General features: G+C 61.8%; 19 protein-coding genes. 9 read left to right on the plus strand and 10 right to left on the minus strand.

Going from position 1 to position 17,672, the window contains the following annotated elements; genetic code table 11:
• Position 1 precedes the first annotated feature (1 nt).
• The 3 genes from AC3WLT_RS08510 to AC3WLT_RS08520 all read right to left on the minus strand — a co-directional run bounded on the left by AC3WLT_RS08510 (position 2) and on the right by AC3WLT_RS08520 (position 3,625).
• Entirely contained in the window at positions 2-982 is a 981-nt protein-coding gene (locus AC3WLT_RS08510; RefSeq protein ID WP_492591444.1) for a quinone oxidoreductase family protein, read from the minus strand.
• A 112-nt stretch (positions 983-1,094) separates the two neighbouring features.
• Complete coding sequence (locus tag AC3WLT_RS08515) at positions 1,095-2,414, minus strand: MFS transporter (RefSeq protein WP_492591445.1); 1,320 nt, start codon at positions 2,412-2,414, stop codon at positions 1,095-1,097.
• Positions 2,415-2,569: 155 nt separating this feature from the next.
• Positions 2,570-3,625, minus strand: coding sequence for a beta-keto acid cleavage family enzyme (locus AC3WLT_RS08520; protein WP_492591446.1), 1,056 nt, complete (start codon positions 3,623-3,625; stop codon positions 2,570-2,572).
• A gap of 242 nt (positions 3,626-3,867) precedes the next feature.
• Here AC3WLT_RS08520 and AC3WLT_RS08525 point away from each other — a divergent pair, with 242 nt between their 5' ends.
• A complete protein-coding gene (locus AC3WLT_RS08525; protein WP_492591447.1) occupies positions 3,868-4,869 on the plus strand; it encodes an AraC family transcriptional regulator in 1,002 nt (333 codons plus the stop codon).
• A gap of 662 nt (positions 4,870-5,531) precedes the next feature.
• Here AC3WLT_RS08525 and AC3WLT_RS08530 read toward each other — a convergent pair.
• Entirely contained in the window at positions 5,532-6,449 is a 918-nt protein-coding gene (locus tag AC3WLT_RS08530; protein WP_492591448.1) for a LysR family transcriptional regulator, read from the minus strand.
• Between the two features lie 139 nt (positions 6,450-6,588).
• On the opposite strand from AC3WLT_RS08530, the gene AC3WLT_RS08535 reads away from it, so the two are divergent.
• From AC3WLT_RS08535 to AC3WLT_RS08550, 4 genes are all read left to right on the plus strand, one after another.
• Complete coding sequence (locus AC3WLT_RS08535; protein WP_492591449.1) at positions 6,589-7,353, plus strand: SDR family oxidoreductase; 765 nt, start codon at positions 6,589-6,591, stop codon at positions 7,351-7,353.
• A gap of 458 nt (positions 7,354-7,811) precedes the next feature.
• Entirely contained in the window at positions 7,812-8,411 is a 600-nt protein-coding gene (locus AC3WLT_RS08540) for a dioxygenase family protein (RefSeq protein WP_492591450.1), read from the plus strand.
• A gap of 406 nt (positions 8,412-8,817) precedes the next feature.
• Positions 8,818-9,135: a hypothetical protein gene (locus AC3WLT_RS08545; protein WP_492591451.1), complete on the plus strand. Its 318-nt coding sequence runs from the start codon at positions 8,818-8,820 to the stop codon at positions 9,133-9,135.
• A 56-nt stretch (positions 9,136-9,191) separates the two neighbouring features.
• Positions 9,192-9,482 carry a DUF4236 domain-containing protein gene (locus tag AC3WLT_RS08550; RefSeq protein WP_492591452.1) on the plus strand — a complete coding sequence of 97 codons (291 nt, stop codon included), beginning with the start codon at positions 9,192-9,194 and terminating at the stop codon, positions 9,480-9,482.
• A 28-nt stretch (positions 9,483-9,510) separates the two neighbouring features.
• Here the strand turns inward: AC3WLT_RS08550 and AC3WLT_RS08555 are convergent, their stop codons facing one another.
• Together AC3WLT_RS08555 and AC3WLT_RS08560 are read right to left on the minus strand one after the other, a co-directional pair.
• Positions 9,511-9,993 (minus strand): hypothetical protein, encoded by a 483-nt coding sequence (locus AC3WLT_RS08555; protein ID WP_492591453.1) that lies wholly within the window; start codon positions 9,991-9,993, stop codon positions 9,511-9,513.
• Between the two features lie 248 nt (positions 9,994-10,241).
• Entirely contained in the window at positions 10,242-10,427 is a 186-nt protein-coding gene (locus tag AC3WLT_RS08560) for a hypothetical protein (RefSeq protein WP_492591454.1), read from the minus strand.
• Between the two features lie 116 nt (positions 10,428-10,543).
• On the opposite strand from AC3WLT_RS08560, the gene AC3WLT_RS08565 reads away from it, so the two are divergent.
• Positions 10,544-10,816, plus strand: a complete 273-nt coding sequence (locus AC3WLT_RS08565) for a hypothetical protein (RefSeq protein ID WP_492591455.1) — start codon at positions 10,544-10,546, stop codon at positions 10,814-10,816.
• Positions 10,817-11,399: 583 nt separating this feature from the next.
• Here AC3WLT_RS08565 and AC3WLT_RS08570 read toward each other — a convergent pair.
• From AC3WLT_RS08570 to AC3WLT_RS08585, 4 genes are all read right to left on the minus strand, one after another.
• The gene (locus tag AC3WLT_RS08570) at positions 11,400-12,569 is read right to left on the minus strand and encodes an IS91 family transposase (protein WP_492591456.1); all 1,170 of its coding nucleotides are present in this window, start codon (positions 12,567-12,569) and stop codon (positions 11,400-11,402) included.
• Between the two features lie 21 nt (positions 12,570-12,590).
• Positions 12,591-13,466 carry a site-specific integrase gene (locus AC3WLT_RS08575; RefSeq protein WP_492591457.1) on the minus strand — a complete coding sequence of 292 codons (876 nt, stop codon included), beginning with the start codon at positions 13,464-13,466 and terminating at the stop codon, positions 12,591-12,593.
• A gap of 252 nt (positions 13,467-13,718) precedes the next feature.
• On the minus strand, positions 13,719-13,850 hold the full coding sequence (locus AC3WLT_RS08580; RefSeq protein ID WP_454743288.1) for a hypothetical protein: 132 nt from the start codon (positions 13,848-13,850) through the stop codon (positions 13,719-13,721).
• Positions 13,851-14,010: 160 nt separating this feature from the next.
• Positions 14,011-14,595 carry a TetR/AcrR family transcriptional regulator gene (locus AC3WLT_RS08585; RefSeq protein WP_492591458.1) on the minus strand — a complete coding sequence of 195 codons (585 nt, stop codon included), beginning with the start codon at positions 14,593-14,595 and terminating at the stop codon, positions 14,011-14,013.
• A gap of 180 nt (positions 14,596-14,775) precedes the next feature.
• Here AC3WLT_RS08585 and AC3WLT_RS08590 point away from each other — a divergent pair, with 180 nt between their 5' ends.
• The 3 genes from AC3WLT_RS08590 to AC3WLT_RS08600 all read left to right on the plus strand — a co-directional run bounded on the left by AC3WLT_RS08590 (position 14,776) and on the right by AC3WLT_RS08600 (position 17,601).
• Complete coding sequence (locus tag AC3WLT_RS08590; protein ID WP_492591459.1) at positions 14,776-15,792, plus strand: zinc-binding dehydrogenase; 1,017 nt, start codon at positions 14,776-14,778, stop codon at positions 15,790-15,792.
• A 155-nt stretch (positions 15,793-15,947) separates the two neighbouring features.
• Complete coding sequence (locus AC3WLT_RS08595; protein ID WP_492591460.1) at positions 15,948-16,925, plus strand: zinc-dependent alcohol dehydrogenase family protein; 978 nt, start codon at positions 15,948-15,950, stop codon at positions 16,923-16,925.
• A gap of 76 nt (positions 16,926-17,001) precedes the next feature.
• Positions 17,002-17,601 (plus strand): NADPH-dependent F420 reductase, encoded by a 600-nt coding sequence (locus AC3WLT_RS08600; RefSeq protein ID WP_266238688.1) that lies wholly within the window; start codon positions 17,002-17,004, stop codon positions 17,599-17,601.
• The last annotated feature ends 71 nt before the right edge of the window (positions 17,602-17,672 follow it).

Below are 17,672 nucleotides of genomic sequence, written 5' to 3' on the forward strand. Positions count from 1 at the left end.
CTCAGATAACGAAGACCGACGAGCCGGTCGTCTTGCGCGTTTCGAGGTCGCGGTGGGCCTGCGCCGCGTCCTCCAGCGCGTAACGCTGGTTGAGTTCGATCTTGATGCGGCCTGCGGCGACATGCCCGAAGAGTTCGCCAGCAAGTTCGTTTTTCTCGACGGGGTCGGCAATGTAGTCCGCCAGCGCGGGCCGCGTCAGGTAGAGCGAGCCCTTCATCGCCAGCATCTGCGGATTGAACGGCGGGATCGCTCCGGACGCCGTGCCGACGCAGACCATCAGGCCACGGCGCCTGAGCGAATCGAGCGACGCCTCGAAGGTATCCTTGCCGACGCTGTCGAACACGACGTCCACGCCCATGCCATTGGTCAGTTCGCGCACACGCTTCGCGACATCCTCCCGGCTGTAGTAGATGATGTGATCGCAGCCATGCGCGCGGGCCACCTCGCCCTTGGCCTCGTTCGATACCGTGCCGATCACGGTGAGACCCAACAATTTCGCCCATTGCGACACGATCAGACCGACACCGCCGGCGGCGGCATGCAGCAGGATGGTGTCGCCCGCCCTGAAGTCATGAATGCGGCGCATCAGGTACGACGAGGTCAGGCCTCGCATCGTCATGCCGGCAGCCGTTTCGCAGGAGATCGCATCCGGCAGCTTGATGAGTGGCGCCGCCGGGACCAGGCGTTCAGTGCTGTAGGCACCGAGTGTGTTGAGAAAGCCCGTGTAGGTCACGCGATCGCCGACCGCGACGTTGGTCACGTCGGAGCCGATTGCCTCGACCACACCTGCAGCCTCGACACCCATGCCTGCAGGCAGCGGCACGGGGTACAGGCCGGTGCGGAAGTAGGTGTCGGCGAAATTCAGGCCCACTGCCTCATGGCGCAAGCGAACCTGTACGGGGCCGGGGTCGCCCACTTCAACGTTTTCATAGCGCAAGACTTCGGGACCGCCGGTTTCATGGAAGCGCACTGCTTTTGCCATGTCAAATCTCCTATTCATTACTCGAACTGCAAATTTATTTCGCCTGTGATGGGCTGCCCAATTTGCTCTCAGGCGCACTTGCCAGGTCTAAAGCTCGCGGGTGACCGTCGGGTCAGCTCCCGGCCTGTTCACGCAGAGCAGTCACGCGATCAACGTCGACGCCATAGTTCCGCTTGCCGATGAAGAAAGCGACTGCCGCGACCAAAGGCGCAAACGGCACGAGTTGCAACGCACCTAGGAGCCCAATCCGGTCGGCCACGATGCCCGTCAGGACGGCAGCGGGTGCCAACCCCAGCAGGTTGTTCGCCAACGTCAGGGTGGCAAACGCCGACGCATGGATCGACGGTGGGGTGAGATTCGCCACCATCGCACCCGAGGGGCCGGTTGCGCCGGCGCAGAAGAACATGCCGGCGCCGATTACGATGAGCTGTGGCGGACCCGCCGGCATGCGGAAACCGATCGTGAGCAGCACGAAGCAGATCAGGCAGAAGGCGACGGCTGTGCTCCACGTCCTTTCCCGCGCATGCTTGCTGAGCCGGTCAGTCAGATTTCCGCACACCACCATGCCGAAAGCGGTGGCCAGCACGAACACGGCCGCGCTCATGGCCGCCTTGCCGGCGGGCATGCCGTAGTAGCGGTTCAGGAAGCTGGGCATCCACGCCCATACCGCTGCGGGAACCAGCAGATGGATGCCGCTGCCAATGTAGGCACAGACAACCGACTTTGTCGAAAAGAGTCCTTGCATCAGCGCGCGGAAGCTCATGCGCACACCGGCGCCTTGCGCCTGACGGCCCGCGTTTGCCGGCTGCAGCGGCGCGAGCCGCTTTTCGGTGATGGCGAACCGGTAGAAAACGACCAGCATGATCCCCAAGGCCGCCATGGCACCGAACGCCGCGCGCCAGCCCAGGTGAGCCGCGACTGCACCACCTAGCGCCATGCCCAGCACTGAACCGAACGCCCCGCCGGCCATGAACGCGGCGGTGAGCGTAGCGCGCAGCCGTGCCGGAAAGATGCTGAGGACAACCGCAATGCCGACACTGCCATAGGCGGCTTCACCGATACCGACGAAGGCGCGCGCGAGCAGCATCTCGTTATAGTTCGTCGAGAGCGCACAGCCGAGCGTCGCGAGACTCCACAACGACGCCATCAGGACAATGCTTTTCACGCGGCCCCAGCGGTCGGCGAGCACCGACAGCGGAAAGGTGAGCACGCCGACCATCAGCGCGACCACGCTGCTGAGCGAACCCAGCCGGGTGTCCGAAAGGTTCCATGTGGCCTTGAGCATCGGAAACACCGCATTCAACACCTGCCGCGACATATAGTCGGAGAGCAGCAATCCCACCGTCAGGACAAATACCACCCATGCATACGCGGGCACGTCTTTTTGCGTAGTCGAAACATCGGCCGTGGTGGGCTCGGCATGCGTGAACATGAGTCGTCTCCTTCGTGTCCAGCTCGTTGGCGACCGCCTTTGCCCTGGAGGGCAAAGGGGGGCCTTTATGGGTACCGCGCAATCCTCTCCGGCATGCCGGAAAGCCCTACCTTTGAAGCCCGACATCCGCGAAACGTCAGCCGCGCTCCAATCCCTTACGCCGCGCGCAGCGGCAGGTTCTTCACGCCCGCCTTGCGGTTCGGCGCCATGCCATTGGCCGCAAGTGTCTCGTCGACCGTCTTGTACTGCACACCGATCTTGTAGATCTCGCGCGCTTCCTTGCCGCTCGCGATCTCACGGCCCAGTTCGCGCGCCACGCGCACACACTGCTCGATCTGCTGCACCGAACTCATGCGATTGCCGTGCTGGTCGATGATCGTGTCCTCGATGCCGCAGCGCGGGTGCAGGCCCATGGCCATCGCCATCATGTTGAACGGCAGGACGTTCTTCAGCAGCGACTCGGCCGTGACCGTGCCGCCATCCGGCGCACGATGGACGAAGTTGAAGAAGTTGAACGGGTTCGGACCGTCAAAGCCACCGCCGATGCCGATCCACGTCAGGTTCAGCGGCCCCTTGTAGACGCCCTTGCGCACCAGGCGGTCGAGCGTTTCGAGCGCATGGATACCAGTAAGCTGGAAGTGCGGCTGGATGCCCGCGGCCTGCAGGCGGCGCAGATGCTCCTCAACCCAGGCCGGACCCGCGGGCACCGTCATTTCGCTGTAGGCGGCCATAAGCGCAGGATTGGACAGCGACGTGCCTTCCAGGTACTCCGGATAGAGCAACTCCATGATGTTCATCTGCGTGGTGTTGATCGCGACCGTCACCTGATCGGGCTTCGGGTCGAGATCGGCCAGCATGTGACGCGTGTCGTCGGACAGCCACTTTGCGGCCTGGCCGTCGTCCTCCGGTGCAAACGAGATCGAGCCGCCCACCTGGATGATCATGTCCGGCACGGCCGCGCGCACACCCGCGATCAGTTCGTTGAATTTCGACAGGCGCTTGGAGCCCTTGCCATCCAGTTCGCGCACGTGCAGGTGGAGGACGGTCGCGCCGGCCTCGTAGCAGTCGACGGCCTTCTGGATCTGCTCCTCCATCGTCAGCGGAATGTCTTCCGGAAAGTCCTCGGGCATCCATTCCGGTCCGTACGGAGCGGTCGTGATGACAACCTTGTCCTGGTTCTCAGGGTGCAGCGAATCGTCGAGGAATTGCATCGTGTTCTCCAATATGAGTACGGTATTCCGACGCTCGCGACATGGCTGGCCGCATGAAGACTGGTCGGAACATGATGAACCGTTGAGATCCCACGATACGGCAATCCTGCGTTACACTTCTATGATTTGGCGCCATTCTTTTAGCATTTCATGCCAGTACGTGTTAACACCAGTGCGTGCGGTAGGCATTTCAATACCAGACGCAGGGACGCCGCCTGCGAGATGTGTGCGGAGACACAGCGATGGAAACGATGCTGCGCTCGGTAGCCATGAGCGGCTATTTCGATGTGACGCGGCGGGTCGGACTGAACCCCGTCGAGCTTGCGCAGCAAGTCGGGATCGATACCGCAGCGCTTGCGAATCCGGACGATCGCGTTCCCGCGGCCGCCGCCTGCCGGTTGCTGGAACTTACCGCCGGGAAGGCGTCGTGTCCGACTTTTGCTCTGCAGATGGCCGAGACCCGGCAGAAGTTCGGTACGGGTGTGGTCAATGTCCTGCTCGCGCACAAGCGCACGCTGCGCGAGGTGTTGCTGGCCGCAGCCGAATACCGGCATCTGCTGAACGAAGCCCTCGCTGTGTACGTCGAGGACGCGGGCGAAACGGTCACCATCCGGGAGGAACTGGTCGTCGAACCGGGCACCCCGACGAATCAGGCGATCGAACTCGCGGTCGGTGTTCTCTGGCGCCACTCCAGCGCCCTGCTCGGCGATCACTGGAAACCGCGCTCGGTCCATTTCGTTCATCAGGGACCGGAAGAGCTGACGTTTCATCGACGCTTCTTCGGCTGTCCGTTGGAGTTCGGCAGCGATTTCAATGGCTTCGTGTGTGCGGCCGCCGATCTTGACTACCCGAATCCCGCCGCCGACCCGGAACTGGTGCGATATGCAGAGAGCCTCGCTGATCCACTCAATGTGACAGGTGCCGATTCGACAGCGCTGGAAGTGCGCAAGGCAATCTACCTGCTGCTGCCCCTCGAGCAGGCCTCCGTCGAACTGATAGCCCGCCATTTACGTCTGAGCGTTCGCACCATGCAGCGCCAGCTTGAACTGGCGCATACCAGCTTCTCGCGTCTGGTCGAGGAGGTCAGGTGCGAACTTGCCGTGCGCTACATGAGCAACCCACGCTATCCGATTGGGCGCGTTTCGGCACTTCTGGGATATTCACAGCAGGGCTCCTTTACGAACTGGTTCAACTCGCGCTTCGGCGTGACACCGCGCGACTGGCGCAACAACCATTTGAAATGATGGCGCTGCGCATTGGGCTGTCGAAGGTTTCGGTCGCCGGCGCGTCATCGCATGACCCAAAGCTCGCAACTGCAAACCACCAGGACGACCAGCGCGGACATCCGCCGCTCGACAGTCGGCACGCCCTGCCCGGACAGTGCTGCGAAGCCTGGTCGAATATGCCAATAAGCCGCTCAAGCATAAGCTGTTCTTTCCACCGGACTTCCTTGGGGCGCGCCAATCATATTGCGCCCACCGGTCGCGCAAGTGACCGCGAACGGCCAATAACTCGTCTTGAGATTCGCCCGCTTCTATGGCCGCAGTAGGTTTTGAAGCAGTCGTTGCGACTGCCACGTACCGAACGGCGGCAACGGGTCGACCTGAGCCGGTCACCATCGGACTCAGTGCGGCCACCTGCGGCCGTTCGTCCAATCCTTGTACGAGCCACTCGAACGTCGGCTCCTGCCCAGATAGCTGACCGTCACATATCGAACAAGGTCGTCCCATCATCTTTCAGCCTTTCCAGACGGTCGCGGGTCGCGAGCGGAGGCGGACCGGCACGGCAATCTACACGTCCGCTTCCGAAAACGCGGATGGATCACCCGCGGCCCGAACCGCACGGTTGGAACGCGCTGGACGCAGTTTTGAAAGCGCCTTCAGCTCGTAGCCGGCGTGACACCCGCTCAACCTCCGTCATCCCGGTCCCACGGAGGCAGTCCACCGAACGCATCGACCAGGAAATCGATCACCGCGCGCATCTTGGCACTCAGGTGTCGACGACTCGGGTACAGAGCGAGTACGTCGATGTCAGGCAAGCGATACTCAGACAGTACCTGAACGAGCGTGCCGGCGCGTAGATCGTTACCAACCAGAAACGTGGGTTGCCAGATCACGCCTTGGCCCGCGAGCGCCGCTGCGCGCGCCGTGTCGCCATTGTTGGTATGCATGTGACAGTTGACCTTCGCGGTGTGAGCCTTACTCTCACTGTCGATCAGTTGCCACTCGTCGCCGGTGGCCGCATACGAGTAGCCGATGCATCGATGCTCAAACAGATCGGCTGGCGCTGCGGGGTATCCATAGCGCGCCAGATAGGCTGGCGACGCACACAGGATGTTTCGCGACGTAGCCAGCTTGCGGGCTGCGTGGCTCGTCGAACCGGCGCGTGAGATACGAATGGCGAGGTCGTAACCTTCCTCGACCATATCGACGACCCGGTCACTCAGCGCAACGTCGAGTTCCACCTCCGGGTACTTCCGCATGAACTCGGGCCACAGCGGCGCCAGATGCAGAATGCCAAAGCTTACAGGCGCATTGATGCGCAGTCGACCGCGCGGTTCGACCGACGCGGATGACACGAGCCCCTCAGTCTCGGCGACGTCGTCAAGGATGGATTTGCAGCGTGTGTAAAGGGTCTCGCCGCCCTCGGTGAGCGAAAGCCTGCGTGAGGTCCGATTCAGCAGGCGCGTGCCGAGATGCGCTTCCAGCTCATTCACGTAACGAGTCACGTTAGCGGGCGACGTCTCGAGCGCATCGGCTGCACGCGTGAAGCTGCCCCGGCTCACCACGGTCACGAAGACTTCAAAAGCGCGCAGCCGATCCATGCATTCCCTCGATCATTCATAAATGCTGAATGATATACCCATGTTTTGCGCCTTCCTGCACTAGTCGCTGAAGCCTATATTGCTTCACATGGACCAAGGCATTGGGCACTGGCCAACAAACTGCAGCAGGAGATTGAACATGCAACGCTTGACAGGAAAAGTCGCCATCGTGACCGGCGCCAGTGCGGGAATTGGCCGTGCCACCGCAAAACTATTCGCCGCGGAAGGCGCAAAAGTGGTGATCGCGGCGCGCCGCGAAGCTGAACTTGAAACGCTCGCTGCCGAGATCGTGAGCGCAGGCGGTGAGGCCGCGTTTCTGGCGGGCGACGTGCAGTCAGAGGACTTCGCGAAAGCGCTGGTCGCGCTCGCAGTCAGCCGCTTCGGCCGTCTTGACATCGCCTATAACAACGCCGGCACCCTGGGCGAAATGGGCCCGACCACGGGCGTGTCGGAGGCTGGCTGGTCGGCCGCATTGGCGACCAATCTGACGAGCGCCTTTTTGGGTGCGAAGCATCAAATCCCCGAAATGCTGAAGCAATGCGGTGGATCAATCATCTTCACGTCGACGTTCGTCGGTTATTCATTCGCTTTCCCGGGCACCGCGGCATACGCTGCGAGCAAGGCCGGGTTGATTGGACTGACGCAGGCGCTTGCTGCCGAATACGGACCGCAAGGGGTGCGCGTCAACGCCATTCTGCCCGGCGCGGTGGACACGCCAATGTACCGGGACATGAATGACACGGCCGAGTCGCAGGCCTTCGTGACTGGGTTGCATGCGCTCAAGCGGGTCGCACGGCCGGAAGAACTCGCCCGCTCGGTGCTATATCTCGCGTCCGATGATTCGTCCTTCGTGACCGGTACCGCTTCGCTAGTCGATGGCGGCGCATCGATTACGCGTACCTGAATCCCTTGGCGGCATCAGACGTTCAAGACGCTTCGTTTGAAACGATCGTCGACGTGAGCTGGCTGCGCTTCGTCGGCGTCAACGCCAACGTCTTGAGCCGGATATTGGCGTTAACGACCGCTAGTATTCCGGAAGCTGCCGCTGAGGTGGCGGCGGCGCCAATGACGGCAACGGGTCGATAGTGCCTAGTCGAATTGCTCGGAAGCGGCCATTGTGGAGCGGCCGTGACGGCGATGGCATGAACGGCATGCGAAGGCCGCCGACGACCAGTCATTCGCCAGTTACGTCTCTTACGGCTCACCCGACCTGAAGTTTCGGCTTACCATGGTTGGCATAGGATGCTGGCTCCGGTTAGCCGCAACGGCGCCAGCACGGACGCTCGTCGGCTCGGCAGCGTGCACAGCGCAGCGTGCCGATCGAGCGGGAAGCAAGGAGCGACCACGATGCGGACACGAAGTGTGAGCCAGGGGCGGCGCGATTTTCTTCGCAGGTCGGGTGCGGTGCCGTCCACGTTGCTGCTGTTGGCCCTCGGAAAAGCAAACTATGGCCGGGCCGACGAAGTTTCAGCTACACCCGCCTGCACCGACGAACAAGAGCCGACCCGGCAGCAGACGGCAGGTCCGTTCTTCCAGCCGCACTCGCCGCAACGGGTATCGCTGCTCGAACCGGGCATCAATGGAACGAAGATCGTCCTGACCGGACGGGTGTGGTCGACGCGATGCAGGGCGGTGTCCGGGGCTTTGCTCGATTTCTGGCACGCCAATGACGCCGGGGAGTACGACGTCGAGGGGTTCCGGCTGCGTGGCCATCAATTCGCCGACAGCGAGGGACGCTACCGCCTTGAGACCATCGTGCCGGGGCTATATCCGGGACGCACACGACACTTCCATGTGACGGTGCAGCCGCCCAACGGGCCGATCCTCACCACCCAACTGTACTTTCCTGGCGAGCGACGCAATGCTCGCGATTCCCTGTTCGATGGCCGGCTGCTGATGACGATTCACGACGACGGCGAGCAAAAGGCAGCCCGGTTCGATTTCGTGCTCGCGTTCACGTAGCGCAAGTCGTCGTGAAGCCGCGACTTGTTGAGAGTCGAGGTTGACTCCGTAGCGACGATGACAAAAAGCGGGTAGCCCGGAGCTGCATGGAGAACCGTTCCATCGGCCAAAGATGCGCGCTTGATTCTGCTGGTTACGATACAAACACCCGCCGACGATACGGATCGCGTATACGGCAGTAGCCGGCCATCAACCGTCATTCGCCAGCGCGCCGTCTATGACCGCTTCGTGTCGCAATGCGGCCACACAAGCGGATCCCGAATCGCATCGGCGGATCGGTGTTCCGCCGAATTGCGCTCCTGTAGAGGCTCACCGGGCGCCCCGCCCCTACCCACGCCGTTACCCGTTCGTAGAATTGGCGCCGGCACGGTACCATTCGCTAAAAATTCAATGAAGGCGAGCGAAGATGGCTAACTTCGAGACAGACGATGAGATCGAAGCGTGGATTGCGGAAAATGGCGAGGAGGCTTTTGAATCAAATATCACTTATCGCCGTTTTGGAGGTCGTAGATTGACGAACGCGATTGCATATCGCGAGCGCAAACAGGCTGAAACTGCCGCAGCTGTTTCCGAGAGACGAACGACCGCTGCCGAGGCGGGAGCCTCCGCAGCAGCAGAGCAGGTTGCAATTAATCGAAAGTCACTCTATTTATCAAGATGGGCGCTGTTTGTGTCCATGATTGCGGTGATCATCGCGTTTGCGGCGCTCCTGAAGGGCAAGTAGCCGAAGGGATGGATGCCGAATGATGGCCCCATATCGGGAATAAGTTGGTGACTGCCATGGGCTTCCGCTTCGGCCGCTCCCTCAAGATTGCACCCGGCGTGCGCCTCAACGTCAGCAAGAGCGGCACGAGTTGGTCATTCGGGCGCAGGGGTGCAACCATCAACGTCGGCAAGCGCGGCACATATGCCGACGTTGGCCTGCCAGGCAGCGGCCTGAGCTATCGGCAGAAGATCAGCGGCGCCCGGCGCGGCTCGCGCGACGTCAGCCGGCGCACCGTCTGGCTCATGTTCGGGCTGCTCTTCCTGTGGATCGTGTGGCTGGTCGTTCGGCACTGGCCAAGCCATTGATGGCGGTTGCGACCACCGGGAGCCAAACTCAGCCGAGCGACCTGAAAGCCGATACAAGTCGCGCGATGATCGATGCTTGCGCGCGCCAGTTGTGGAAGGTCAGATATGGCCGGAATAGCACCCGCATCTCTTCGTACTGGGCAACGAACCAGTTCACAAGCTCTTGATGGCGCTCTGCGGCGGCTTGGCGCCCATCATCAGGAATCGTATCGATGGTATAGAGCTCGGTCCCGTTCTTATACATTCGGTCGCGGTACTGGACGATTTCATCGCCAAACAAAAAAGGTGCGTCTGAAGTTTCGCGCCAAAAGGCATTCGACGAGTTAAGGTCGACGCGGGCGTTCTGAGTTATGTGCAGAACGTACTCCTGCGCTGCTCGGTAAACGGCGTATCTCTTTTCGAAGAGGGCCAACCTCAAATTGGCTTGGGAGATTTCATACTGGTTGTAGGCGATCCACGCGCCGACCGCCGCGATGCATGCTGTGAATAGTGCTGTTAACAGTGCGACCATTCTGACCCCCTTGGGACGATTTAGGGGACATATTACTTTGATTGGACCGCAGCGCGCCGGTCGATGCACAGCCTGTTTTGAAGGTGGGTGCCCACGAAAGGGGAAGCAGAACCATGGCGATCACACAGTGGCTTCATCTCAGCGAGCTCGGCAGCGATCCATGGGTGCTACCAATCTATGCGGCGTGGAACAAAGCCGTTACCGAGAACCGTGTGGCGGTGCGGCCGGACGCAGTCAACGAGGCGGGATTACACATCACCACCCGGTTGAATCTGGTTAGCCATATGGTGCGTCGTCTGCGGCGGGACTTGTCCGCGCTGGTGAAAGAGGTCGACACCCACGTAACTAAGGAGCACCAGTACACAACGGACCACGAAGGCATCGCGCTGCGCGTCGACGATCACATGAAATACCTGATGGTTGCCGACCTCCACTCCATAATCTCGGAGGTCGACGCCTGTATCGACCGGATGAAGGTTTACATGGAAACGCTACACGACCATGTTGGCCAACACATCACGGACAAGCAGCGCATCGAGATGATCAATTCGTGGATGAACGAGCGTGGCGTCGACCCTATAAGTGGTTTAACCGGCTGGCCAGCGCCCGCAACTTCATCGCGCACGTCGGCGCGTTCTATCTGGCCCTCGACACCACCGAACCCTCTTGGAACCTGCTGCTGGTCAAAGGGAATATCAAACAGTTCGGTGATCCGCGCACCTACGTGCGGTTCTCCAGCGTCGTGGAGATCATGGACGATTTCCTGGGATGCCGGGAAGCGATGCAGGCGCATCTCGTCGCCTTGTTCGACGCCGCGAAGTGATCGCACTTTCGTGCGATACCCACTGAGCATGGTGAATGTCCGCTCACCGCTGCATGCTGTTGAAAAAGTCGCTGACCGTCTTTCTCGCCAGGTTACGCGCAGCGACTTTTTCAAGAGTATCCGCTGGTGAACAGTCACCACGGAATCGCGAACTGTCTGTCTGTAAAGGGTGTCGCGTGCTGCCGCTCGTGGCAAGGCACAGGTCGATCGCACGACGATCGGCAAGGTTCGTTAAGGGTTATTCGATGCCTGCCATCGGCCACAGGAATGTGACGGTGCCTCTGCGCGTGTTGGCAGGCGTCGAATAAGCCTCGATGGAGGAAACCGCGGAGTGCCCCGATGCGGTTGGAGCTTCGCGGCTATGGCGATTGATCGGTCAGGATGCTCAGCGGTGCCGGATGCGGCGCGGCCAGGCGGGATGCTTGATGCGCGCTGACGCAGTGATGAAGCGGTGCAGTGGCGCAATTGTGGTGGCGAAGCGGACGTGCGAGGGACTGCGCGAAGCGACACGCGCAAACGTCCGCTCGTGGGCCGCGTTGCCGCAGAGCCGACGTTCGACAGGCAGATCGAGCAACTGTTGCGCTCATGTCTGACTCCGGCGCATCGGCGGTGCGCGGATCGGGGCGCTGCGCGCGAGGATGTCGATGACGATCATCGGTGCACCGCAGTGCCGGCAGATGAAGACGGGGCGGGTTTCGATGACGGCGTCGTCCGGTGAGGGGCTGATCTCGGGTGCGACGTGCAGCAGATCGCGCACCTTCGCGAGACTGGTGCGGCGCACCGGGTTGGCGAGCAGCCCGTAGTGACGGATGCGATGGAAGCCACCGGGCAGCACATGGAGCAGGAAGCGGCGCATGAATTCGCCGGTTTCGAGGGTCATGGTCTTGTAGCGGGTGCGTCCCTTCGCACGGTAGTCCTTCCAGCGGAACGTCACGCCACGCTTATCGAAGGCGACCAGGCGCTGGTTGGAGATGGCGACGCGGTGCGTGTAGCGTGAGAGGTACTCGAGCACCGCCTTCGGTCCGGCGAACGGGCGCTTGGCGTAGACCACCCATTCGCAGGTGCGCAGCGGCGCAAGCCACCGGGCAAAGGTGGAGGGGTCAGCGAGCCCGGTGTACTCGCCGAAGAACTGCAGGTGGCCACGGTGGTGAACCGACTGGAGTGCCTCGAGGAAGCGGCGCCGGAACAGGCGTGACAGGACGCGCACGGGCAGGAAGAAGCCGGGCCGGCAGGCGATCCAGCGCTCACCGTCAGGCGACAGCCCGCCACCGGGGACGATGCCGTGCACATGCGGGTGATGCGTGAGCGCCGAGCCCCAGGTGTGCAGTACGAGCGTGGCGCCGATCTGGGCGCCGAGATGCTTGGGATCCCCGGCGATCGTGCGCAGCGTGTCAGCGGCGATGTCGAGCAGCAGGCCGTAGATGATCCGTTTGTTATACCAGGCGATTGCGCTGATCGGCGCGGGAAGCGTGAAGACGACGTGGAAGTACTCGACGGGTAGCAGATCGGCCTGGCGTGCCTCCAGCCAGCGGTGTGCGGCGCTGGCCTGGCACTTCGGGCAATGCCGGTCCCGGCACGAGTTGAAGGACACCTCTGTCCTTGTGCAGCCTGAACAGCGCAGCACATGTCCGCCCAGTGCCGCCGTGCGGCACCGTTCGATGGCCGACATGACCTTCAGCTGCCCCAGGCTCAGGTGTGTCGTGGTTCGCCACGCTGGCCCGTGGCTGCGGAAGATGTCCGCAACCTCCAGCATGAGGCGCTACAGCGCGCGGGCCTACTCGGAGGGCAGACGGTCCAGCGGACTGGTGACCTCGTGCAGCAGGTTGGTGGCCACCTGGACGTAGAGCGCGGTGTTCTCGAGCTTCGCATGGCCGAGCAGCACCTGGATCACGCGGATGTCCACCTTCTGTTCAAGGAGGTGTGTCGCGAAGCTATGCCGCAGCGTGTGCATGGACACGCGCTTGTCGATGTTCGCAGCCTCGGCGGCGGCATGAATGGCACGGTTCAACTGTCGCGTGCTTAACTGATCGAGCGGATCGAGCCCGGGAAACAGCCATCCACCATCGGGCATCCTGCCCTGCGCACGGGCCACGCGCCACCACACACGCAGACGCTCGAGCAGCACCGGCGAGAGCATTGCGTAGCGGTCACGGCGACCCTTGCCCTGCTCGATGCGCAGTGTCATGCGTTCGCTGTCGACGTCGGTGACCTTCAGCGCTACCACTTCGCTGGCGCGTAGCCCCGCGCCGTACGCGACCGACAGCGCGGTCTGGTGCTTCAGGTTGCCGGCCGCCTCGATGAGTCGCCGCACTTCATCGGGACTGAGCACGACGGGCAATATGCGGGGCACGCGCACCGGTTGCATCCTGACCATCAGCTCGGGCCGGTCGAGCGTGACTGTGAAGAAGAACTTCAGGCCGGTGATCGCGTGGTTCAGCGACACGGCCGATGTGCCGTGGTCGACCAGATAGAGCTGGTAGCGGCGCAGGTCCTCGACGGTGGCCATGTCAGGTGAGCGCCCGAGAAACCGGGCGAACTCACGCACGATGTGCAGATAGATGTCCTGCGTCTTGGGGGCAAGCTGGCGCATGCGCATGTCGTCGATCATGCGCTGGCGCAATGGGCTGGCGTTTGCCGGTAAGGAGGTCATGATTCGGCTCCTGTTGAAGAACGAGGCGGATTGCCTCATTCGCCAACATAAAGCCGCGTGACCGGCCTCTCCCTGACCTCCAGCGTCAGACCGTAGCCCCTACCGCGCGAGCGGTTTAGTCCTGCGGCCATCTCCAGTCGTTCGTTTGCGCGCTCAGACGGACACTCAAGCGTCGGCTCCGCCCGGATAGCGGACTTTCAGTCGTCACTCGAACTCGCGTCGCCATCGTCTGAATCGGCGAACATTCCAGTCTTACTGACTACGGGCAGCGACTTCTGACAGGTTACGTTGCTCGCTCTTTGCAAGGATCTCGCGAAGGCGGGCGATATTGATAGAGCCACTTGCTAAGTCGATGATGACATTGTGGTCGAGCGTGAGCTTCATAACCCGGACCTACCTCCGACTGGATTCTGAGCACCGAAGGATACGCACTCACCCACGGCGTGCCGATGCTGCGTCAGTCCACGAAAGGAAGCAGAGCATGACGCTCCAAATCGATGCCCTGCGGGCGCCGGTGCTGGACCACTCCGTGCAGCACGGCCGGTCAGACAACGCGAGTCCCCCGGGGCCTTGCAGATCTTACCCGACCGCTTTGAGCTGGCCATGCTTGCATGGCGACATCTGCGATCGCCTTCAGCTTTTGCGGGCCGCCTCCGTCTCGTGCCTGGACGGCCATTCCGCGGGTCACGGCGCTGTAGAAGGCAGCAAGTGCGGGCACGTCGGTGGCAGGCGGTAAGTCGCCGTCTTCGACCCCCTTGCGCAACCGCTGCGCCATCATCTCTTCAGCGTTTGCGCGGTGCTCGGCCATCGTCTCACGAATAGAAGCGAGTTCGGGGGGCAGGTGAGTGCCGGCCAGAGAGATCATGCAGCCCGATGGGTGGCTGTTTCGAGTGAATTCCACGACGGTAGCATCGAGAAGCTTCTTGAATGCTTCTCGCGTGTCGGCCGTGCCGAACAGTCTGCCAGCGAACCAGACTTCGGACATGCTCAGGTATGCGTCAGTCGCTTCCTTGTAGAGCTGCTCCTTGCTGCCGAACGAGTTATAGAAGCTCGAGGGGCTGATCCCCATGGCCTGGATCAACCGGTCGAAGGAGGCTCCTTCGTATCCCTGCTCCCAGAAGAGCTTCATGGCTCGGTTCAGAGCTTCCGTACGATCAAAGGTTGAGGGCCTGCCGCGGCTGCGCCGGGGTTGCGTATCTGTTTTTGTAGTCATGGCTCCAAAAATAATTGACATGCTGTAGAGATGAACCTATTCTGCCATAACGGAGCGATCGCTCCAATAATCAAATCATTGCGGAAGGAGTCTGTGATGCAGCGAATTGTTCACACCAACCATGGCGAGCCCGCCGAGGTGCTCACGCTGGAAGCATTTTCCGATGCCCCTTCTCTTGTGAGCGGAGCGGGGCTTGTGCGTGTGTCCGCCGCACCGATTCATCCGGGCGACTTGCTGGGCGTCTCCGCTTCCCCCGCCTTCGGGGCGGCTCCCCTCATCCCGAGGGGAGGTCGAGTGCCCGGCGTCGAAGGTGTAGGGGTGGTGGAAGCGCTGGCCGCTGATATCGACCCTTCACACCGGATTCAGGTCGGCACACGTGTGGCCTTCTTTCCCGTCAACGGCGCCTGGAGCTCCAGGATCGCCGCGCCTGTCCAGTCGCTGATAGCCGTGCCCGACGAAGTGAGCGATGAGGTCGCAGCGCAGATGTTGGTCAACACGTTGACTGCACGCCTTGCGATGCGGGCTGGTCACAACGCGTTGCCTGAAGACAAGCGCGAAGATGTCACGGTTATTCAGACGGCTGCCAATTCCGCCGTCGGAAAGCTGCTCACTCATCTGCTCGTCGAAGTGGGCGTCAATCCGATCCTGCTCGTCGGCTCCGCGGCGAGCGCGCAAGCGCTTAAAGCTGCTCGCCCCAGCCTTTCTGTCATCGTCACGGAGAACCAGGGCTGGAAGGACGAGCTTCGCGATGCGCTTGCGAACAAGCCCGTCTACGTGGCGTTCGATGGCGTCGGCGGCGCGCTATTGCCCGACGTAGCGAGCTTCCTCGCTCGCGGTGGAACGATCGTTAGCTACGGCTCCCTGGGCGGCGCTACGACGGACATTCGTTCCATCGCCCCTCGAGCGCTGACCATCAAGGGTGTGTCGTTGTTCAGTTGGCAATTCGAACCTGCGGCGGTGCACGATGCAGACGTGGCCAAGGCGCTCGAGCTCGCACGCAACTTCCCGAGCCTTTTCCCCGTAGCGGAACGATATCAGGCGAGCGACTACCTGGGAGCGCTCGAACATACGTACCGCAGGGGAAGGACCGGCATGGTGCTGCTCGCGTTCTAGCGCTACGCGTCCTGCGCAATGTGAGGCGCTCCTCGTCGTGAGGGGCGGCTTGGTAGCGTTCACCCCGGTTTTTGCACGATTTCGAAATGAGCCCCGAGTGCCGAAGTATTGCCTCTCGGCTTTCCAGCTAAGCATCTTATGAAAGGACGTAAGCCATGCGTGCTATCCAGAACACCGCTTTCGGCGACCCCGTCGAGACTCTGAAACTCGTTGACCTTCCGGAGCCGGCCAACCCCGGCCCGGATGAAGTCCTGATCGCGATGGAGTATGCCCCCATCAACGGCAATGACCTGGCCGTCATCACCAATCGCTTCGTCTACTCGACTCCACTGCCCTCGATCGTGGGCAACGAAGGCGTCGGGCGAGTTCTGCAGGTAGGCTCGAATGTCTCCAACGTGAAGGTCGGCGACCGCGTGTTGCCCCCGCTTTATGCGTTGACCTGGCGCGAGCGCCTGGTGATCCCGGCCAAGGGGCTGATTGCGCTGCCTGCCAACGTCGATCCACGTCAACTGGCCATGCTGCGCATCAATCCTCCCACGGCCGTACTTCTGCTCGGGCGCTTCGTTGACCTCAAGGAAGGCGACTGGATCGTGCAAAACGCGGCCAACTCCGGCATCGGCCGCACGGTGATCGCGTTGGCGAAGAAGCGTGGCCTGCGGACCATCAACTTCGTACGTCGTCCGGAACTGGTCAAGGAACTGGAAGAAGCTGGTGGGGACGTCGTTCTCGTCGATGAGCCAGGCGCCATCGACAAAGCCAGGGCCGCGGTCGGTCCGGGCAACGTCCGTCTGGCCATCGACGGCCTGAGCGGTTCGGCTGCGGTGCGCCTGATCGACGTGCTGTCGCAAAACGGTACGCTGGTGAGCTATGCGTTCACAAGCGGCGAGCTGGTCACGCCGCTCAAGGTCGTGGACCTGCATCTGCGCGGCATCGTCGTGCGCGGCATATACATCGACCTTCCCGAATACCTGCCGTACATCATGGACGCAATCAAGGAGTCCGCCGAACTGATGGCTCGCGGCGAGCTTGACCTGCCTGTGGCCGCCGTCTATCCGCTTGCGGACTACCAGAAGGCCGTCGCTCACGCAATCAAGGGTGGCAAGGTGCTGCTCGACTTGCGCTCATCGAACTGACCTGGCTGTTCTCCCAAGTGCCGTGCTCCTGGACGAGCATGGCTTCGTTGACTTACGTTGCCGCTGAGGTGTCGAAATGAAGATTGGTTTTATTGGAGCCGGTGCTGTAGCGCAGTCCATCGCCAGGAGTGCCATTCAAGCAGGACATGAGGTTGTCTTGAGCGCTCGTCGTGGGCCGCAGGCTTTGGGCGATATCGTGGCCGGACTCGGTCCGAACGCGTCGGCAGATACGGTCCAGGAGGTGGCCCGGCTCGAGCTGGTCATGCTCGCCGTTCCATGGCTTCAAGTCCCGTCGGCCCTGGATGGGCTGCCCAATTGGGCGGGTCGCATTTTGGTGGATACCACCAACCCTTTTACGCAACTCGAGCCTGAGCTCGTTCTGGCGGACTTGGGGGGCACGGGCGCCAGCGAGATCGTCGCGGCACACGCGCCAGAGGCTCGCGTCGTCAAGGCGTTCAATGCTATCCGCATGGAGCACTACGACAAGGGCCCGAAGTTTCATGACGGAAAGCGCGTCATCTTCGTCTCCGGTGACGACAAGGACGCAAAGGCGGTGGTGATCGGACTCGTCAACGATTTTGGCTACGCACCAGTGGATCTTGGCGGTCTGGTTTCGGGCGGTCGCATGCAGCAAGCGGGGGGTCCGATTGCTGGCCACGACTGGGTCGTCGCATAGGACTGCAAGGTATGCAAACCAATGTCGCGTTATTTCGGGAAGCAGAGCGGCTGGACGTCCGGTTGTCTTTG

The organism is Paraburkholderia sp. FW306-2-2C-D06C, assembly GCF_058781505.1.